Raw genomic sequence first — 18956 nt, forward strand, 5'->3', positions numbered from 1 at the left:
GTTAGCTTTACTTTAACAGTCTCATTTTGGTTTGAGGTGACTGAGAAAGTCTTTAACTCAGGAGATGAGTAGAATTTTTCAGACTGGATACTTGATTTTTCAAGATCTGGGCTGTAATTATCAACGCTTTTTTGGAGTAAAAAGCCAACAGAAGTTTGAATATCTTTATTTTTTGTCTCGTTAGTAATACTTAAAATTGAATACTCTGAACCAGCCTCAACTTCTTTGTCAAAATCTAATTTTAATACTAAATTTGAATCAACAGTTCCGCTTGCCTCAATAGTTTTATTGTCTTTTGAGTTTTGAAGAACAACTTTGATACTGTCGCCAGCCAAAAAAGTATCGCTAACTGGGTCAAATGATAGCTCAGCTGCAATTTTATTATGAGACTGGGCAGTTTGGACTACTTTGATAATTTTTGCCGTACTTGCCACGGTAGCAAAATTACGCTGCTGAACAGATTCTTCTTTTAATTGCTCACTAAATTCAATTTTTTGACCGTCAAGCAAAATCTCACTAACTGTATAGTGGCTTAATTTGTCAAGATTTTTAACATCAAATTCAACTTTGTTTAGTCCGGCTTCATATTTAATTTCTTCAGCCTGAGCTGAGGCAACTGTTCCAGTTGCGTTATTTTTAAGGAAAATAGTAGCTTTTTTTAGTGAAGAATTTGCTCTTTTATTATAGTCTGGATCTTTTGTGGTAAAGCTAACTGTCAATTTTGCACTGTCTTGAGTAGGCTCAGCTGAAATTGAAGCTATATCACTAAGAGTATAAAAATAAGGTAAGTTTTCAGTTTCTTGTTGGTTTAGGTCAATAAATTTATACTCTAAATTATTAAAAGCCTCATCTTGGCCTGGGGCTGGATCTAATTTGAAAAAAGTATATTTTTTCCCAGCACTAAGGCCTTCTAATTTTACTGAAAGGATATTGTTTGTAAGAACTGAGTAATTAGGAGTTGCACTTGAATCTAAAGGTTTAGACTTAACTTCTTGGCCGTCTTCAGATTTAAAAATTGCATTAAATTGTTTACCATTTAAATAACGGTTAAAATTTGGATCAATATAAATTGAAGCCTTAGCATCTGTTAGACTAATTGACTCAAAGTTAGCACCGATTATTTTAACTTTTTGGAAGGTAGTTGTAAATCTTGCATTTAAGTCAAGAATTCCTTCTGAGCTGAAAAAATCAGTTTTTCCGAGTATTTCAACATCAGCAACTTGGTATTGAGTCTTAGGATCAAGATTTTTAAGATCAAAATACATAACAAGCTTGTCATCTTGTAACTCGTGCCGAGTTGGACTAACAAGAGCAGACCCTGCTTGGCTAACAGGAACTTGCCTTGCTAAATCTGCAAGATTTAAATTAATTGTTTCTGTTAAGTTAGTAAAGCCGGGCTGACCAAAGACTATTTTGGCATTTAAGTCTAGATTTGCCTCTTGGATATTTTTAAAGTCTCCAGCAATTGTTACCTTAGCAACTGCACTTGTCTGGTCAACACTTTCAAAGCTAATGTCTGAAACATAATATTTGACAAAAAACTCGTCAAAAGGTAAGTTTTGCTGTGTTTTTTTGTTAGGATCAAAATTGATTGCAACAGCAACCTCTGGATAGTCAGCAATGACGATTTTTTCAAGCTTATAAGTTGTTGAGCTCTCAAAGTTTTCAAGTTCGAATTTAATTTCTGAACCCTGAGGGATGCTTGCTTTTGATTTATAAACTTTTTGGGGTTCGTCTTTTTTGTGATAGTATAAATAAAGTTCTTTGTCATTCAAAAAAGATGAATCAAGCCCAAAGCCAAAAGTGTATTCAACTTTTGAGGCAAGAATTTTTGGTTCTAATTTAATAAAAGTCTTAAGATCCGAAATTGAAGTAATAAAATTACGACTTGGTGAGCCAGTCTCGAGGCTGTTGTCTCAAGCTAAATTTAAATAGTCATACCCATCTCTGTTTTTGGCAAAAACAGAATTTGGACTTATGCCATCAAAGACAACCTTGCTAAGACCGTATTTTGTTTTGTTGGTTAGACCTTTTGGCTCAAAGCTAATTTGGTAAGAATTTGTCTGATCTGTTCTTCTAAAAACACCACTAACTGGAAGAATTGAACTGTCATCTAAATATAAATGCCCGCGAGTTCCTTCTAAATTATCAACTGAGACAACAGATAAGTCAACTTTGGAAAAAGTCGCTCCGGTTGCAATTTTGGACTCAACAATTGCCGCTGGTGTATGAAAGTTTTTAATGAAAGTTTGGCCAAATTCAACTTTTGAAGACTCGAGCTCAAAACTCTCGATTTGGTAAGATGACCCTGGAGCTAAATTGTTTAGATCAAAACTTGCCAAATTAGCGGCAAAAAATGAACTGACACTGAATTTTTGGCCTGTTAAAATATTTGTATAGTTTAGTTTGATTGGCTTGTTTTCCAAATTAGGGCTTGAATCCAGAGTTGAAAAATTAACTGTAAGTCTTTTTGAGTCAAAACTTAAGTTTTGGTCAATCAAAGACTCAGCACGATAATTATATTTGCCGGTTGTTGCCTCAAAAAGTTTTTCTTTTTGGGCATCTTGTTCGTAGTTAATCTCTGGAGCTAGGGCAATTTTTTGCATTGGCACAAGTGGAATATCGCTAGCTGGGGCAGAACTGTCAACATAACGAATTGCACTAATTTTATAATCCATTCCCGGGTGAAGATTTTCGAGGCTAAACTCAGCCACTCCGTTTTTAACGGTTGCTGAGTCAACATAAGAAGTGTGAATTTCCTGGGAATTACTGAGCACATCAGTGGGTGCTGATTGATTTTTTAGGACATAATAATACTCTAGGGCAACTTTTTTACCCTCAAGATTAGCAGCCTCGTCGGCAAATTTTAGTGAAACTGAGGCACTAGAAGGAGTTTTGGTTTGAAAGTTAATTGTTGAAACTGCAGGCGGAGTATCGACAAAATTGGTGACATTTTGACCAAAGGCAATTACTTTTTTGGCGGAAAATCTTTTTTGCTTTTTATCATCAAGATAAACTTTTAGATAGTATCTTTTTCCAAAACTAAGACCGTTATAATTTGAAGATAGCCTCCAAGTTCGACTAAATTCATCATAACTAGCTTTGTGTGAAGCAATTACGTCTTTTCCTTGCTCATCAGCTGTAAAGTCAACATTTAAATCTTGATAATTTAGTTTGTATGAATCTAAATCACTTAGGGCAAATTCAAGTTCATAACCAATATTATCACGATTAATATGTTTAAAATCAACAATATTATATTGAAGTGTATTTCAAGACTTTAAAAGGAAAGGAAGAAAACTGAGTGAACCAATACTAAGACCACCAAAGGCAAGTAGTGAAAGTATGATTGCACGTTTTTTAGTTGCTTTCATTAATTTTTTCTCTTTTTTTGTTAGATTTTCAGCCATAATTACTCCTCTTTTTATATAATACAGATTTTGTTTTAATTTTACCTGTTTTTTGTCTATTAATGACAAAAAACAAAGCTTGAAATTATTTCAACTTTGTTTCTATAAATAAAAAATAGATAGGTAAAATAAATTTTAGACTTTACTAGATATTTCAATAGTATGTCTTAATTATACCAAAATACTTTAAGATCCAAAGAAAATAAAAAAATATTTTTAGTAATTAAACATTTTAGTATAATATCTCGATAAGTATGACCTTATTATACCAAAATACTTTAAGATCAAAAGAAAAAAGTAAAAAAAGTAAATAAAAAAGTATTTTTAGTAATCAAAGATTTTAGGCAAAAATTAATCAGCAAAAAAATTTTTAAAAAAAAATGCTTGGTCAAAAATAAAAATAAGTTATAATTACACTCACTAAGAATAATTAATAAATTTTGATGTTGAATTAAGGGGAATTAGTTATGTTTTTTGGCTAAGAAAATCAGATATTGCGAATTTTCCATTATGTTTTTTAAATATAATGGAATGCCATAAATTTGAGCGTTTAGAAATCTACAAATTTAGGGGTTTTAATTATTGTTCTTTCAAAACTTCATATGTTTTTTAGGCTCAATGTAAGTAAAAACGAGTTTTCTATTTACATTGAGTTTAAATAGTAGTTCTATTTTTTGATGATTTTTGTTAGTGTTTTGAACTAAAAAAGCAGTTTAAAAATTCAATAATTTTGCTTCTTAAGTTAAAATTTTAGCTTTTTTAGTTTGTTTTATTTGATTAATAAGCAGATTTTTGTTCGTGAGTGTTAGATTTAAAATTCAGTGTTTTTGCTTTGATAGTTATTTTTTTTGACTTTGCCAAAAAAGTTAAAAAATCCCCAAAATAAACCAAAAAAACCAACCTTAGTGTTAATTTTTTGTCCTGGTTTAGTATCAAGGCATTTTGACCTAAATTGTAAGTTAAATGTATATGTTGCGCTTGAACTTACAATTTAGGAACTTGAGGAAACTCAAGTTTTTTGCTATAATTAAACAGGATAAAAAGGCAAGAGGGGATTGTGTGAACATATCATATGAGCCATTATGGAATCTTTTGAAATCAAGAAATATGAACAAAAAAGATTTATTAGAAAAAGCAAATTTAACAACAAATTGCATAGCTAATATGGGAAAGAATGAGTATATATCACTTAGAAATATTGAAAAGATATGCGAAGCACTTCAATGTAATGTAGAACAAGTTATTAGTTTTAAAAAATATGAGGGTAATGATATGTTAAAATTTTTTGATTTTTGTTCAGGAATTGGTGGAGGAAGAATTGGATTAGAAAACAATGGACTAGAGTGTGTTGGTCATTGTGAGATAGATGAAAAAACTGCAGAAACTTATAAATTATTTTTTGATGATGGTAGAAATTTTGGAGATTTAACCAAAGTTGATATAGACAAATTACCTAATTTTGATTTTATGATTGCAGGATTTCCGTGCCAAACATTTTCAATTGTAGGTAAAAGGGCAGGGTTTGAAGATGAAAGAGGACAGATAATATACTCCTTAATTGAAATTATGAAACAAAAAAAAGTAAAGTATTTTATTTTAGAGAATGTTAAAGGATTGATAAATCATGATAAAGGAAATACTTTTAAAACAATCAAGGAAGCACTTGAAAACATAGGGTATAATATCTACTATAAAGTCTTAAATAGTCTAGATTTTGGCGTTCCTCAAATTAGAGAGAGAATATATATTGTTGGTTTTAAAAAAGGATATGATAATGGTATGTTTGAATTTCCTATCAACAATTTATCAAATAAAGATTTTTCTTGGTTTATCGACGAAGATAATAACTTGGAGTTAGATATTTTAGATAAAACATTTCAAAAGTATTTATCAAATAAATATAATCAAAACAAGATTGTTAATGAACAAGTGTTAAGTCTAGAAAATTATGTCATTGATTGACGACAATCTGACTTGCGCAAATATGATAAAATCTTTCCAACATTAAGAGCTGGAAGACACGGATTACTTTATATAAGAAATGGGAAAATAAAAAAACTTAGTGGATATGAAGCATTGTTATTACAAGGTTTTCCAAAAGATATTGCAGAAAAAGTAAAACAAAATGGATTAAATAATAATAAAGTATTATCTCAAGCAGGAAATGCAATGACGGTAAATGTTATAGATGCTATTGCTAAAGCAATGATTAAAAATATTAGAGGTTAGGTTAAGAATATGGGTGAAATTGATAAAGTAAAACTAGGGTCGAAAACTGCAAAAGACGGATTTAGAAATGAACAACATATAGCAGATAAATTTAATGATTGGCAAAATGATGATGAAGCTAAAGAATGGTTGACAATTATGGGCTATACTTTAGAAAAAATTGAATATGTAAGAGCAATTGTTATTAGAGGATATAAAGCTGATTTGAATGTAAAAGTACAAGTTAAATTAAAGGATGCACTTGATATTGAAAATATACAAGTAAAACTTGTAAACAATAAGAAAGGGTTTAATCAAATAGATAAAAGATGGTTAAAAAGTTATAACGAATTATGGAATATTCCATTGAATGTATATAAAATCTTGCGATATTTTACTGGAGAATTAAAACCTTATAAAGATAATGTTAGAAATAATAGAAGAATGTTTATGGACGAATTAACTGATGAAGAAAGAAACTTAGTTTTAGATTGGTTAAATAACAATAAGTTGTTAATAATATCTGATATATTAAAGGGACGAGGAGAATTTTCAGCAGAATGGGTTTTAGTTGCACAAAAATTACAAGAAGATGCTAGATGGGTTTTGAAAAATATAAATGAAGTAATAAATCATTATTTTGCAGATGGTAAAGTTGAAGTAAGTCTTGGAGGGTCGATAAAACTTGGTAAAGTTATGCTTCAAAGAAAAGGCGGGGACAATGGAAGACCGACTGCAAATATGTTACAATTCAAGATAGATCCGACAGAACTTTTTGATATATAAATTGTCAAGACGATTAGATAAAAATCTAGTCGTCTTTTTTAATACAAGAAAGAACAAAATATGCAAATAGAAAACAAGAAAAAAATAAAATTAAATATAGAAGAACAGCTAAAACAGGAAAAAAATAAAACACTAAAGTAAAGTGAAATTAAACTATCAGAACTAAAAGAAATAAAGAAAAAGAAAATGAAATGGTAAGAGTATAAGAAAAATTACAAGAACTAGAAAAAGAAGATTATGAAAAATATATATAGAGGATAATCAATATAGAAAAGGGAATAGATCCTGAAAAAAGTATTAGATGAAATATATAACTTATACTTAAATAGGTATTGTAGTCTTTCGAAACATATGTTGACTGAAATGTTAGAGTAAATATAATTATAAATATAATTATTATTATAAATATAAATATAAATATATCCGTTAAAGTAAATTTAACGGATTTTTTTATTTGCATAAATACCGATAAAGAGTGAAAAACTTACAATAATGTGATATAATATACAAAATATAGTAATTTGGAGAGAGAAGATGAAAATTTCCTATAAACCATTATGGCATATGTTAGTTGAACGAAAAATGAATAAAGAAGATTTGAAAAAAGCTTCTGGTATTAGTAGCAATATTGTAGCTAGAATGGGAAAAGATGAAAGTGTAAGTTTAGAAACGATAGTAAAAATATGTACCGCACTAGATTGTAAAATTGAAGAAGTGGTTGAAATAATAAGGGATACGAAGATTTAAAATGAGTAAGAATCTTAAATTTATAGATTTATTTTCAGGAATAGGCGGATTTAGGTTAGCGCTTGAAGAGTTGGGATTAGAATGTGTATTTAGTAGTGAAGTAGACGAACACGCAATAGAAATGTACAAAGCTAATTTTGGCGATAATTCTAAATGTGATATTACACAATTAAATCCAGATACATTACCTAATTTTGATATTCTTTGTGCAGGATTTCCTTGTCAAGCTTTTTCAATTAGTGGAAAGCAAAAAGGTTTTGAGGACAGTGCAAGAGGAACTTTGTTTTTCGATATTTGCAGAGTATTAAAGGAAAAAGAACCTAAAGCATTTATTTTAGAAAATGTTCAAAATTTAGAAAAACACGATAAAGGAAATACTCTATTTATAATGATAAAAACTTTGAATGAATTAGGATATTCTGTTTCATATAAAGTTTTGAATGCTAAAGATTTTGGTGTACCTCAAAATAGAGAAAGAATAATAATAATTGGAAATAAAGAGGGTAAGGTATTTGATTTTAGCGATATACAGAAACATAAAGTAAGTTCAATGTATGAATTTCTTGATAAACAGGGTGACTTTGAATACTTAGATGAAACAGACTACACTTTAATAGAAACAGAAAAAATTAAAATGCAAAAATCAGGGCTTATTTTTTGTGGGTATCGAAATAAAAAAATTCGCACAATTGGAGTAAGAAAAGGAACAGAATATTTATCAAGAGTTCATAAACAACCAAACAGAATTTATTCTGCCGAAGGAATACATCCAACAATTACTTCTCAAGAGCAAAGCGGAAGATATTTTATTTATGTTGATGGTAAAGTTAGAAAACTGACACTTAATGAATGTTATAAGTTTATGGGATTTCCAAATGACTTTATAAAGGTCGGGACAAAAGCGAAATTGTATGAAAGAATAGGGAATAGCGTTTGTGTACCAATGATAAGAAATGTTGCTAAAGAAGTAATAAATCAATTTTGGAATGAAAGCAAGGACAATGAAGTGAATGTGAGTGAGTTTTTAGAAAAAACATATAATGACAGTTTGTCAATTAAGTCCTTAGATGAAATTGATTTAACAAATACTCAGAAAAATTATATTAAGTCAATTGTTGAAAAAGAGGAAACCTTAAAAGGTGTATATACTGTCTTAATTACAAGTTTAGTATATAAATGTTTGCATAAAGAACAAGATATTAGATTACATCAGGCAAATATGGAGAATGGTTATAGTGGAAGAAGTTTTGATACTAAATACATTACTCCATTTCTGAAACAGAAGCAGTTCTTAGGAGCAATGAAAGACTCAGGATGGTTCACAAGAAGTCTTGAACAGAATGTACCATACAACTTAGACTTTCCAGGTAAGATAAATAATAAAGTGGTTAAAGACGCTTTCTTAAAGATTTTAAATGATATAGAAGAGAATGGAGCTAAACCACAAAATTATTTAATGGGAATCTTCCATTTAAGCATAAAAGCAAGGGAACTTAAATCTGTTAGAGTGATAAACCCGGTAAAAAGAGAATCGACTTTGAGTATAAATGAGATAATAGATTTGTTAGAAAAACATTTTTATTATAGTTATAAAAGTAGAGGAGCTTCCATATTGCCAGTAGTTGCACTATACAGTGTGTATGAATGTATAACTAAAGAGTTAAAAAGATTTGACGATAAATTTTTACAGCAAATATCATCTCATTATAGTTCTGATAGAAGTAGTGGAAATGCTGGCGATATTGTAGTTATAAACAACGATGGAAGTTTATATGAAGTTGTAGAAGTAAAGTTTGATATAGCACCAAACTACATAATGGTAGATGATGCCTATAAAAAGTTTTCTAATACAACAATACAAAGGTATTATATATTAACTACATTGGCTCCTAAAGATGATGAATTAGAAATAATTCATGATTTAGTTGAAAAAATCAAAACGGAACATGGGTGTCAAGTAATTATAAATGGTGTATTTCCGACCTTAAAATATTATTTAAGATTGTTAGATAATACAGATTTATTTATGGAAAGGTATATTCATAACATACAAACTCATCCAGAAATAAATGCAGAACACAAAATAGCTTGGAATGATTTATTAACAAAAGAAAAAATATAATACTAAAGGCGATTAAGAAAAAAATCTTAGTCGCTTTTTCTATGCTTAAAATTCAAAAGGAGAAAAATTGTGAAAACTAAAACTCCCGAGTTTCCCGGTTTGATAAGATAATCTATTGAAAAGTATCCCGAGTTTCCCAGTTTTAAGGTAAAAATTCAGTTTTTAGTGAATGCAAATATGAAAAAATACCCCTAAATCGGTGCTTTTTGAATGTAAAACCTTAATTTTTATTACTAGCATTTACTATCATTTTAAGTAATTTTATGGTATAATTATAAATTATGAAAAAATAAAAATTAACTAAGTTGGTTTAGTAACGATGTTGTAAAAATTAAGACAAAGGGTTGAATTTAACAATTTAGATCAGCAAATAACATTCAAAAATCGAAGTGGTGTTCCTAGTGACCCGAATATTTGAAATAGATATGATTTTTACTTTGATATCTTAATAAATCACTAATAAAATTGTAACTAACTTTTACCAAAAAACTTAAAAAAGTCCCTAAAACCGGATACTTTTTTAAAATTACCTTATCAAACTGGGAAACTTGGGATAATCTATTGAAAAGTATTATTAGAAGTTTATAAAAACGAAAATAATTTTTAAAATTACTAAAAGAACAGCATGTCTGCTGTTCTTTTTTCTTTGTGTTTATATTATTAAAATTATTCAGGTAGTTCAGGCGGTCTGAATGGACCTAACATTGCATAGTAATTAATTGGGTCGTATAATAGTGGATGACCAGTAACCTTGTGGGTAATGGAGATTATTCAAGAAGATTTGTGTTGTTGATTTTCAAAACCTTGGGATTCTCATCTTTGTTCCCACCAATTTCAATGAAGAGTGGCTCTAGATAATTCTGGAAAATTATTCGATCCTTCCTTATTTTTTATATATAAGATATCTCAATCGTCACTAGTATAAGGAGTACCACCATGACCGCCTATTCCTGTTTGTATTCAAAAGTTGTAGTTATTATTTTGCGATCTAGGAAGTGCTCTATTTAAAAAGAAGACATCATTAAGAACGCTATCGTTTGTTGTCCATTCAAATGAGGGCGCAGATCAGAACACTTTTGAAATATTTTTTGGAAATTTGTTAATTCGAGGAATTAAATTATCACTATCAAACTGTTGGCCTCATCTTTGGTTTCATCTTTCCCAATAATTTCGACCTTGATTTACTATTGATTTAGCATCATGAGGCGTAGCGGTAGTTGTATATGGCATCACGTGGCCTGTGAGTCCATAAGGTGAATTTAAAACAAATGAATAAGTTGATGACAAACTAGTTATACTGTCCGTTTTGAATTGTAGTGATATCGGCAAATGAACAACTTCCCCGGCTGGATATCAAAGTGGTTTAGCATTTCTGAACTTTTCAGGGAGCTGGAAAGTTCCTAAATTAGTTTGAACTCTTCAATAAAGTGTTAAATATTTTATTCCAAGATCAACATCAGTTTTTGTCCTAATTGCAACAGGAGGTTCTGGAACATCGAGTTCTTTTAATTTAGTATTACCTCAATTTCTTTGGTCAAAAATTTGTCTGTTAGGCACACTAAGAGTGCGACTAAAATTCAAATTATTAGGTCTTTTATTAATAACAACTTTCAACCAATCCTGTTCATCATAAGGTGTCAAATGCGGGAATTCCCCAAAAGGATTATAATCTTTTCCAGTTTTTTGAATTAAATCAAGTGGATCATAAATTGCATAACTAAATCCAATTAGCCCTGGATTCATATAGTCAACATTAGTTGGAGTTACAATCGCCGCACTAGATTGAAGTCTAAATGTTATGGATTGGGGTTGGGGAGAGATAGGGGGGGTAGCAACACCAGGCTGAGTGCTTTGAGCACCATTGCCATCCTTGCTAGGATCAAGATGATATTTATTTATATCCTTAATTGTGATTTGAATTTGGGCGCCAACAATTGATTTTAAAGACTTTGGCTGCAACTTAAATGTTGCCGTTGTCTTTAGGGGGTCTCACTGTAGGTCGGATAAGACAACATCACCATTAAATTGACCTCTATTCTTTTGAGAATAACTTCCTGTATTAGTTAACTCTTTTTCGACCGGTTGTTGAGCGGCTGTTTGTCGACCGCTGTGCGTAGTGTTAGGTATTAATCTGAGTTTAAGATTTTGTTTTAGCCAATCTATATTTATTGCAGTTCCAGCTTCTTTGTTAAATCTAACATAGATTTGCTCACCTTCATAATAGTCATATCTTAGCGGGTGAGATCAAGCTGACTCAAGACTAACTGGCACATTAAGTGGGGCAAAATAAATTTTGTCTTGATTACTTCCGCTTCTAGAATGCTGCTTAACTGGCAGGCCTTGAACTGTTTTAAGGTATTGCAATAGTTGATCACCATTATAATTAAGACTTTCAATTTTATGATCATCTTTTTTACTTACATAATCAGTAGGAGCAATTTGGGTTACTTCATAAATTGCTCCTGGTTCAAGATTTGAAATATTAAAAGTTAGAGTTTGAGTATCGGGATTAATTAAAACCGGATTTGAACTTATTTCATCTATACCAATATTTTCACCTTGATATATAGGAAAGACTTTTTTGTATAATACCGAAAAAGGAACATCAGCAATTGAATCAGCTTGTTTTTGATTTTTTAGTTTAACACTAAGATTTACAGTTGTGGTTGAAATTGGCTTTAGACTTACTGCATCACTGTTAGCTAAATTTAATATTTTAGCTGTTGTTCGAAACTCACGTAAATCTTTTTTTGCCCCTGAGGCAATTTCGGGAGCAAATGCAACAGTTAAGTCTTGACTGAGGGGGTTTTGGGTTGAGGTAGTTCCAGCGGCTCCAGAACCTCCAGAACCTTTTCCTTTTAATGTTAAAGTTATATTATTATACTCGGTAAATTGTTCTAAATTAGAAACTTTAAAGGTAATTTTATTATTGTTGTCAACAGGAGGGGTAGAACTTTGTAGTTGTCCGTCTTTGGTACTGTTGTTAGTTCCAGATCCGGAAGGTTGTTGAGGCGGTTGCTGCTGAGGTTGAGTTGTAGGATTTTTCTCAGTAACAGTGAATTTAGGGCTAAAGTCAGCATCTTGGAGATCTTTAGTTCAACCTTCAAGTTCGATTGTAGCATCATTATCATTAATTTGTGTTTTAACAATATTTGTTATTAAAGGTTGGGTAATAAAATCAAGAATAACTTGACCATTTCCTTGCCCTTGTCCACTTGAAGAACTTGAGGAGCTTGAAGAAGTTGCAGAAGAACCTGAACTACCAGAATTAACAAATTTTCAACCTTGAGTTAAATTAGGATTTTGAGCTTTTGAAGCCTCGTCAACTTTAAGATCAACAGTTTTTGATGTTAAGGCATTAATTTTGTATTTTCTTCCTGGTTCAAGAATATTTAAGAATCTAAAAGTAGCCTCTAATTTATCTTGCACGCCTCCACTAGTTGAATTAGTAATAGTAGTTGTAGCTCCAATTGATTGAGACTGATCACCTTTTTCTAAATACAAGGTAACAAGATCATCTTTTAAGAAAGCATCATCTTTGTCAAATTCTAATTTAATTGTTGCCGAATCAGTTGTAACTTCACTAATTGTAGTATTAATTAATTTAGTTTTTTCTGCTATTGAGTAAAACTTACGTTGCAAGGCACTTTCTTGACTAATTGGGGTGTCGAAGGAGATATCTTCTCCACCTTTTTTAATTGACTTAATAATATATTGTTTTGCTTTTTTAAGGTTAGAGTTAATTTGAAATTGTAATGTTGAAGTAATTTGCCCGGCTGTTGGGGTTAGTCGTTTTGAACTACTTACGGTTTTCTCATTTTGTCTTCAAGAACTAGGGATATATTTATTTCCAAACTCTTGATCAATTTCGGCTGATAGTGTTAAATTTTGATTATTTAGTTCACCATTGTTGTTGTAGAATTCAACATCAACATTAGTTTGGCCTTCAGAAACAGCTTCATATTTAATTGCCTTAATTGCGTTTTTAGTTTTTAAGTCAATAGTTGAATTATTTGCAGGCGGAGTTACTTTTAATTTTTGTGGTAAACGAACACCAAATCTGTCTTGAGCTCCTTCTTTTAGATTAAATATATAATTTTTAATCTTATATTTATCTCCTGGAATAAGTCCTCTGGCTTCAAGAACGACTTGTACATTTTGCCCAGCTCTACCAGCACTTCCTCCACTTGGGGCTTCTATCTCTTTTGATTCAGTATAAAAGATTTTTCTTTCAACTGATTCAAGCTCAAGTTGAATATTATATTTATCTTGTAAAAAGATTAAATCGCCTCTGTCAAGCTCAATTTGGAAGTAACCACTTGTAAGTTCCGGAGTGTTTTTTCTTTGTCCGCTAACAGTTATATTTGAATTTCTTGTTGTTGAGCTTGTTACACTTCTAATTGCTGTTGTTTCAACTGTTGTATTAACGATTGTTTGTCATTTTTCTGACTCAGAAGTTGCTAATTTTTTGTCTTCAGGTTGTAATTTTTCTTTGTCAATATAAAGACTTAATGGTGTAGTGGCTTGTCCTCTAGCTGAAAGGCTAATTTCTTCAATTAAGTATCAAGAACCTTTGTCAAGTCCACCTAGTTCGAATTCTAAAAAGGTAATTCCAAAATTTTCTTCACTTTCTTGTTGGGCTTGAACTGCTGGACTCGGTTGTCTTTGAGGCACTCTAACTGTGACTGAATCAAGTTCTTTGTTTGTAGATCTAGCACTAGCCGTTGTTGGGTCTCACCAACCGTATGCAATGTTTTTTCTATTAAGTTTCTTGAATTTAATAATAGCTCTATGATTGCTAAAGTCTAATTTTTGTGAGTTTTCAACAGCTAAATTTAATTTAATACTTGTTTCACTAGGAACATAAGTCATTTTTGTAATTAGTGGGGCAGTATTAAAACTAAATGAAGACTGAAGACTTGGCTGAGAAGAGAAATTAACCGCAACTGGGGCATTAGGATCAGGAACAATAATTTTAATTTTTTGGGCTTCATCTTCAAGACCAATTATTGTATATTGTGCTCCTGCATCTAAATTATCAAGATCAAATTCATAATAATAATGAGCCTGGGCTGGTTGGTTGTTTAGCCAACCTTGATTAGTATTGCCTTGAGTTGGTACTAACTTAGCCTGAACAGAAGTTGTTGTTGTATTAGAAATTCCTTGTTTTGAAGATTTATAAACTAATTTTAGTCTTGTTGATTTTTCTTCAAGTGGTTTGTCTTGACTTGCAAAAAATACTCTAACTTTTGCTTTTTGCCAAGGCTTACTGTTTCGCCCCCTATCTAATTGATAAGTAATTCCTAAGGCAGTAGCTGATTCAAAGGTTGTTTTAAATTGTTTTTCTTGCCCGGCGGTTGCTGACTGACCTGAACCTTGCTGAGCATTTTCCTGGATTTTTTGGTCGTCAAATTCAATATTTTGCTGATTTTGAAATTGAGTCTGAGCACCACCAAGGGTCGCTGGGTCTTGATTTTGGGCTTGATCAAAAACTAATGAAGTAATACTATAGTCAGTATTTTTATCAAGATTTTTTAATTGGAAGACAACTTTTGAAGTTTTTTCAATTTCATCAGCAATAATTGTGCCTGCTACTTCCATTGTTTGGTTCGCACCATATGTAAAAGTTCCTTTTACAGCTTTACCAATAAATGAACCATTTGGATCTTCAATTACTAGTTCAATTGTTGCACTTGTTTCTGAAATTGCTTTTTTACGGATTGCAATTACTTTTGTATTTGTATAAAAACTACGTTTTGCAATAGTAACTGATTCTTTAATTGCAATTGGTGGAACTTCTAAATTTGATAACAAAGGAGAAGATTTTAGTTGTTCATCAAGAAAATCAAGTGATTCAACAACGTATTTTCCTGGTTCATTAATATTATTAATTGTTACTTCAACAGTTGGCTCTTGACCGCTTGTATTTACAGTTGAATTAAAATCGTCTTTGTTAATTTCAACACTTTGCCCTAAACCTTTTGGACTTGTATAGTTGACTTTGATTTTTTGGTGTGTTTCAAGAAATGCTTTGTATTTTGGATCAAATTTAATTGTTAGTTTTGCATTATTTTGACTAAAATCAGGCTTAATTTCGATTGCCTTTACATCAACTTTGGCTGGATAAGTTAAAAATGCTCGTTTTTCTTCAGCTTGAGGCGAGAAATTAAAGAGTCCTGAATTTTGATCACCATCATTTTGATTTTTTGTGTTTAAAACATTATCAGTATTGCCTTTTGTATCATAAGCAATTTTTGTTATGTAATATTGAGCAAATGGATCAAGGCCACTAAGAGTAAATTTGAATGTTGTACTGTCTTGAATTGACTCATCTTTTGAGTTTTTATTTTGACCACTTGTTGCAGAAGTACTTTGTAGTGTTGCTAATACTTCCTGCATTGTGTCTTTTGCCTCATTACCATCAACAACTTTTTTAAACTGAATTTTTGCTTTTATTGATTTTTGGCCAGCTTGAATGTGTTTAAATACATCTCCTGTATCTTTAAGATTTAAAATAAAATCATAATTTTCAGGGTTTGTATCATTACGGAACTGTAAAATTGAATTAACAATTGGTAAGGTAGCAAATTTTTTGGTTTCCTCGGTTACTTTTGTATCAAAAACAAAATTTAAGGCTTTGGCTGAAGATGTGCTACGACGACGTCTTGAAGGCTGAGTTCCCCCTGCTTGTTTAATCCCTAAAACACGAAATCCGGTACCTTTTTCAAGGCCTATTAGTTCAGCTTTAAATTTGACTTCGTTTGTAGTTGCAGTATCAAGACTCAATTGGGCAGTTTTTTCAACAGTTGAACCAGTTTGGTAATAAACTAACTCTAACTTATCTTTATAGTCAACGTGTTTTAAATACTCATCAGTTTTATCAAAAGTTAGGGTAATTGTTGCACTATCAACTTTTTTGTCATCAATTTGAATTTGACTTATTTTAGCTGATTCAGGCTTGATAATAAAGTTTTGACCAAATTGAACTGACCCATTTCCAGCAACACTTCCTTCTATTTGTGTTTTTGTCCCTGGATCACTAACTTTAATTGCAAAATCTGAAAACTGCTGTTTTGTGCTTGGAGTAGTTTTTGTAGTTGGGTCAGCTTCGAACAGAGTTGCGGTAGGAACTGTGGCAGAAGTTGTTTGTTTTTTATCAGCTCAAGTTAGACTTAAGACCTTATAAATAGCATTTTTTTCTAGATTGTCAAGTTCAAAACTAAATTTAGAATTTTTAATTTTTGCTTTTTGTGTAACATTATAAACTGTTTGATCTTGAAGGTCTGTACCATCTGGTTGAACCATTTTTTGTAGTGTTATTTCAACATCACGACCTTCAAATCCACCATTTGTGATTGCTCTTCCGGCAAGTGGGTCTTTAATTGTAAAACTAGCAAGATATTTTGTTTCAGAAATTTTATCAATTGAATAAGCAATTACTTCTGGTTTAGTTGCAAAATAAAGTTTGGATAAAACTTCGGGAGTTGTAGTTTGTTGGGCTCCTTGGGCTTGCTGAGGATCGCTAAATTTGAAAGTTTTTAGCCTTTTTGGTCCACCTTCAACTTCAGGAGTAATATCTTCTACTTTTGTAAGAACATATAAATTTCCAGGACTAACTGAATCAAGACTAAGATCAATTGTTGGCTTTGTGCCTTGATTATTGCTTTCAAATTCTTTTTGGGTAGTTACTTGTTGACCGCTTTGGGCATCTTGGAAAGTAAATTGAAGTTTTCTTTTTGTATTAGCACTACTTTGGTATAAAAATTGCTCATTTTGGGCAAAGCTAACTCTAATATTAGCACTTGTATTATCAGATTTATAGCTAATATCAGTAATTGTTGCTGATTCAGCATCAAGTACAAATTCTTTAGTTACTTGTTGGGTTGGTTGGGCTGGTTGGGTAGCAGCAGCACCGTCAAAGCCATCAACTTTTTCTCCGCCTTGAATTTGGTCAGGTTGAACTTGAGTCGGCAGACTATCAAGAACTTTTAGCTCTTCAATTTCATATTGGCCAGCTTTTTCTAGACCGCTAATGTCAAAAACAGCATTTCCGTTAATTATTTCAGCACTATAAACAGTTGGAATTTGAGGCTGAACTGGTTGGGCAGTTTTTGATTTAATTTTAATTTGTAAAAATTTATTATTTCAATTAGCACCATTGTCATTTAATTTAACATTAATTTGAACAGAAGTCTCAGAAGTTGAAATTGGCTTAATTTGTGCTAAACTTGGTCTTGGTGAGAAAAATTGTTTTTCAAAACCAGCCTGAGTATTTGGTGAGTTATCAAATTCAAATTTAAATTCTTGTTTTTTCAGATCAAGTTCATTTCGTACTTGAGTTGAGTCTTCTTTTAGCTTAATATTTTCAATTTCGTATTTATCTCCAGGAGATAAATTGCTTAATTGGAAAGTAATTGTTTTGGCTGTTATATCAACAGTTGCTTCGACGTCTTGAGAAGTGCTTGTGTTTTTAGATAAATTTCTGTAAGTTAATTGAAGTTTTTGTTGACCTAAATAGTCATCAACATTATCAAGAGTAAGTTTAACATTTAGTGAGGTTGTCTGGATTGACTCAGTTTCAATTTTGACAATTTTTGCAGTTTTTGCTGTTGTAACAAATGATTTTTTGGCCTCGAGAGTTGGTTCAGTTTCAAGTAGTTCAATTTCTTCTTCTTGAACTCCGCTTTGGGAGTCAACATTAACTAAAACTGGATCTAAACTACGCTTAGAACGTCTTGAGCTAAAAGTCTGAGTACCAGGACTGGCAGCAGGAGCAGCTTCTTTTTCAAATTTAACTGATTTAATTTTATATTTTGTTGCCTTTTCTAAATTTAAAAAGGTAAAATCATAAATTCCATTAAGACTTGTTGCACTTAAGGTTAAATTTTGGGTTGGAGCTTGACCTTGAGCTTGAACCCCACCAGCTGTATCAATTTTTTCTAGCTCAACAATTAATTTTTTACCGGCAGTATATCTTCCATCATCTTTGAGCTCAAGTCTGAGACGAGCTTGGGTTTCAACTTCAGTATCAAATTCAATTTTTTTAATTACCGCTGCAGTAGCTATTATTTGGTCTTTATAAAAATCAAGATCATCTAAATAAATATCAACTTTTGGAGTATTTGGTTGAGTAGCACCGTCTTGGACTTGTTCAAAGCCAAGAATTACATATTGCTGTCCGTTTTCAAGATTTTTAAGTTCAAAAGTTGTTTTTTGGCTGACAACATTAGTTGTTGCTTCAACAATTTGTTCTTGCTGCTCGCCACCGTATTTTTTAAAGCGAACTTTGAGTTTGTTTTTGTTAAGAAAATCATCAAGCTTTTCGGTGGTACTTCCGGCCTGAGCATTTGCCTGAGCATTTTGGTGATTTGGTACAAAATCTTTTCCAAATTCAATTTCAAATGTAGCTGTGTTTTTAGTTCGATTTGTTAGCTGAATTTTTGTAACATTAGCAGTTTTTGGAATAGTTTGAAATTGACTTTTTTCTGCTGACTCAAGTAACTTATCTTTAAAAGGAATTAGAGTTGAGCTAGTATTAGTGTCGGCAAATTGAGCAAGGGAACGGCGAACACGGGCATTGGCTTGGACAGGAGCAGCCTGAGAATTTGTTGTACCTTCAAGTTCGAGTGAGTTTTTGTCTATTTCATAAAGACCTTGTTTGTATAGGTCGGTAATATCAAATA

General features: G+C 31.3%; 6 protein-coding genes. 4 read left to right on the top strand and 2 right to left on the bottom strand.

What is annotated here, in order from left to right; translation table 4 throughout:
* Positions 1-3410 (bottom strand): DUF1410 domain-containing protein (locus R7X45_RS03275; protein WP_318055888.1); only part of this gene is annotated, 3410 nt, incomplete at its 3' end.
* 969 nt (positions 3411-4379) lie between these two features.
* Here R7X45_RS03275 and dcm (R7X45_RS03280) point away from each other — a divergent pair.
* The 4 genes from dcm (R7X45_RS03280) (at position 4380) to dcm (R7X45_RS03295) (ending at position 9273) form a co-directional block, all read left to right on the top strand.
* Positions 4380-5639, top strand: coding sequence for a DNA (cytosine-5-)-methyltransferase (gene dcm / locus R7X45_RS03280; protein WP_318055889.1), 1260 nt, complete (start codon positions 4380-4382; stop codon positions 5637-5639).
* A gap of 9 nt (positions 5640-5648) precedes the next feature.
* Positions 5649-6404, top strand: coding sequence for a hypothetical protein (locus R7X45_RS03285; RefSeq protein WP_318055890.1), 756 nt, complete (start codon positions 5649-5651; stop codon positions 6402-6404).
* Between the two features lie 534 nt (positions 6405-6938).
* Positions 6939-7151 carry a helix-turn-helix domain-containing protein gene (locus R7X45_RS03290; RefSeq protein ID WP_044283882.1) on the top strand — a complete coding sequence of 71 codons (213 nt, stop codon included), beginning with the start codon at positions 6939-6941 and terminating at the stop codon, positions 7149-7151.
* A 1-nt stretch (position 7152) separates the two neighbouring features.
* Positions 7153-9273, top strand: a complete 2121-nt coding sequence (gene dcm / locus R7X45_RS03295; RefSeq protein ID WP_318055891.1) for a DNA cytosine methyltransferase — start codon at positions 7153-7155, stop codon at positions 9271-9273.
* Between the two features lie 666 nt (positions 9274-9939).
* Here dcm (R7X45_RS03295) and R7X45_RS03300 read toward each other — a convergent pair.
* The coding region (locus R7X45_RS03300; RefSeq protein ID WP_318055892.1) for a hypothetical protein at positions 9940-18956 on the bottom strand (9017 nt) is incomplete at its 5' end.

This window comes from Mesomycoplasma ovipneumoniae (genome assembly GCF_033343935.1).
Lineage (GTDB): Bacteria > Bacillota_I > Bacilli_A > Mycoplasmatales > Metamycoplasmataceae > Mesomycoplasma > Mesomycoplasma ovipneumoniae_G.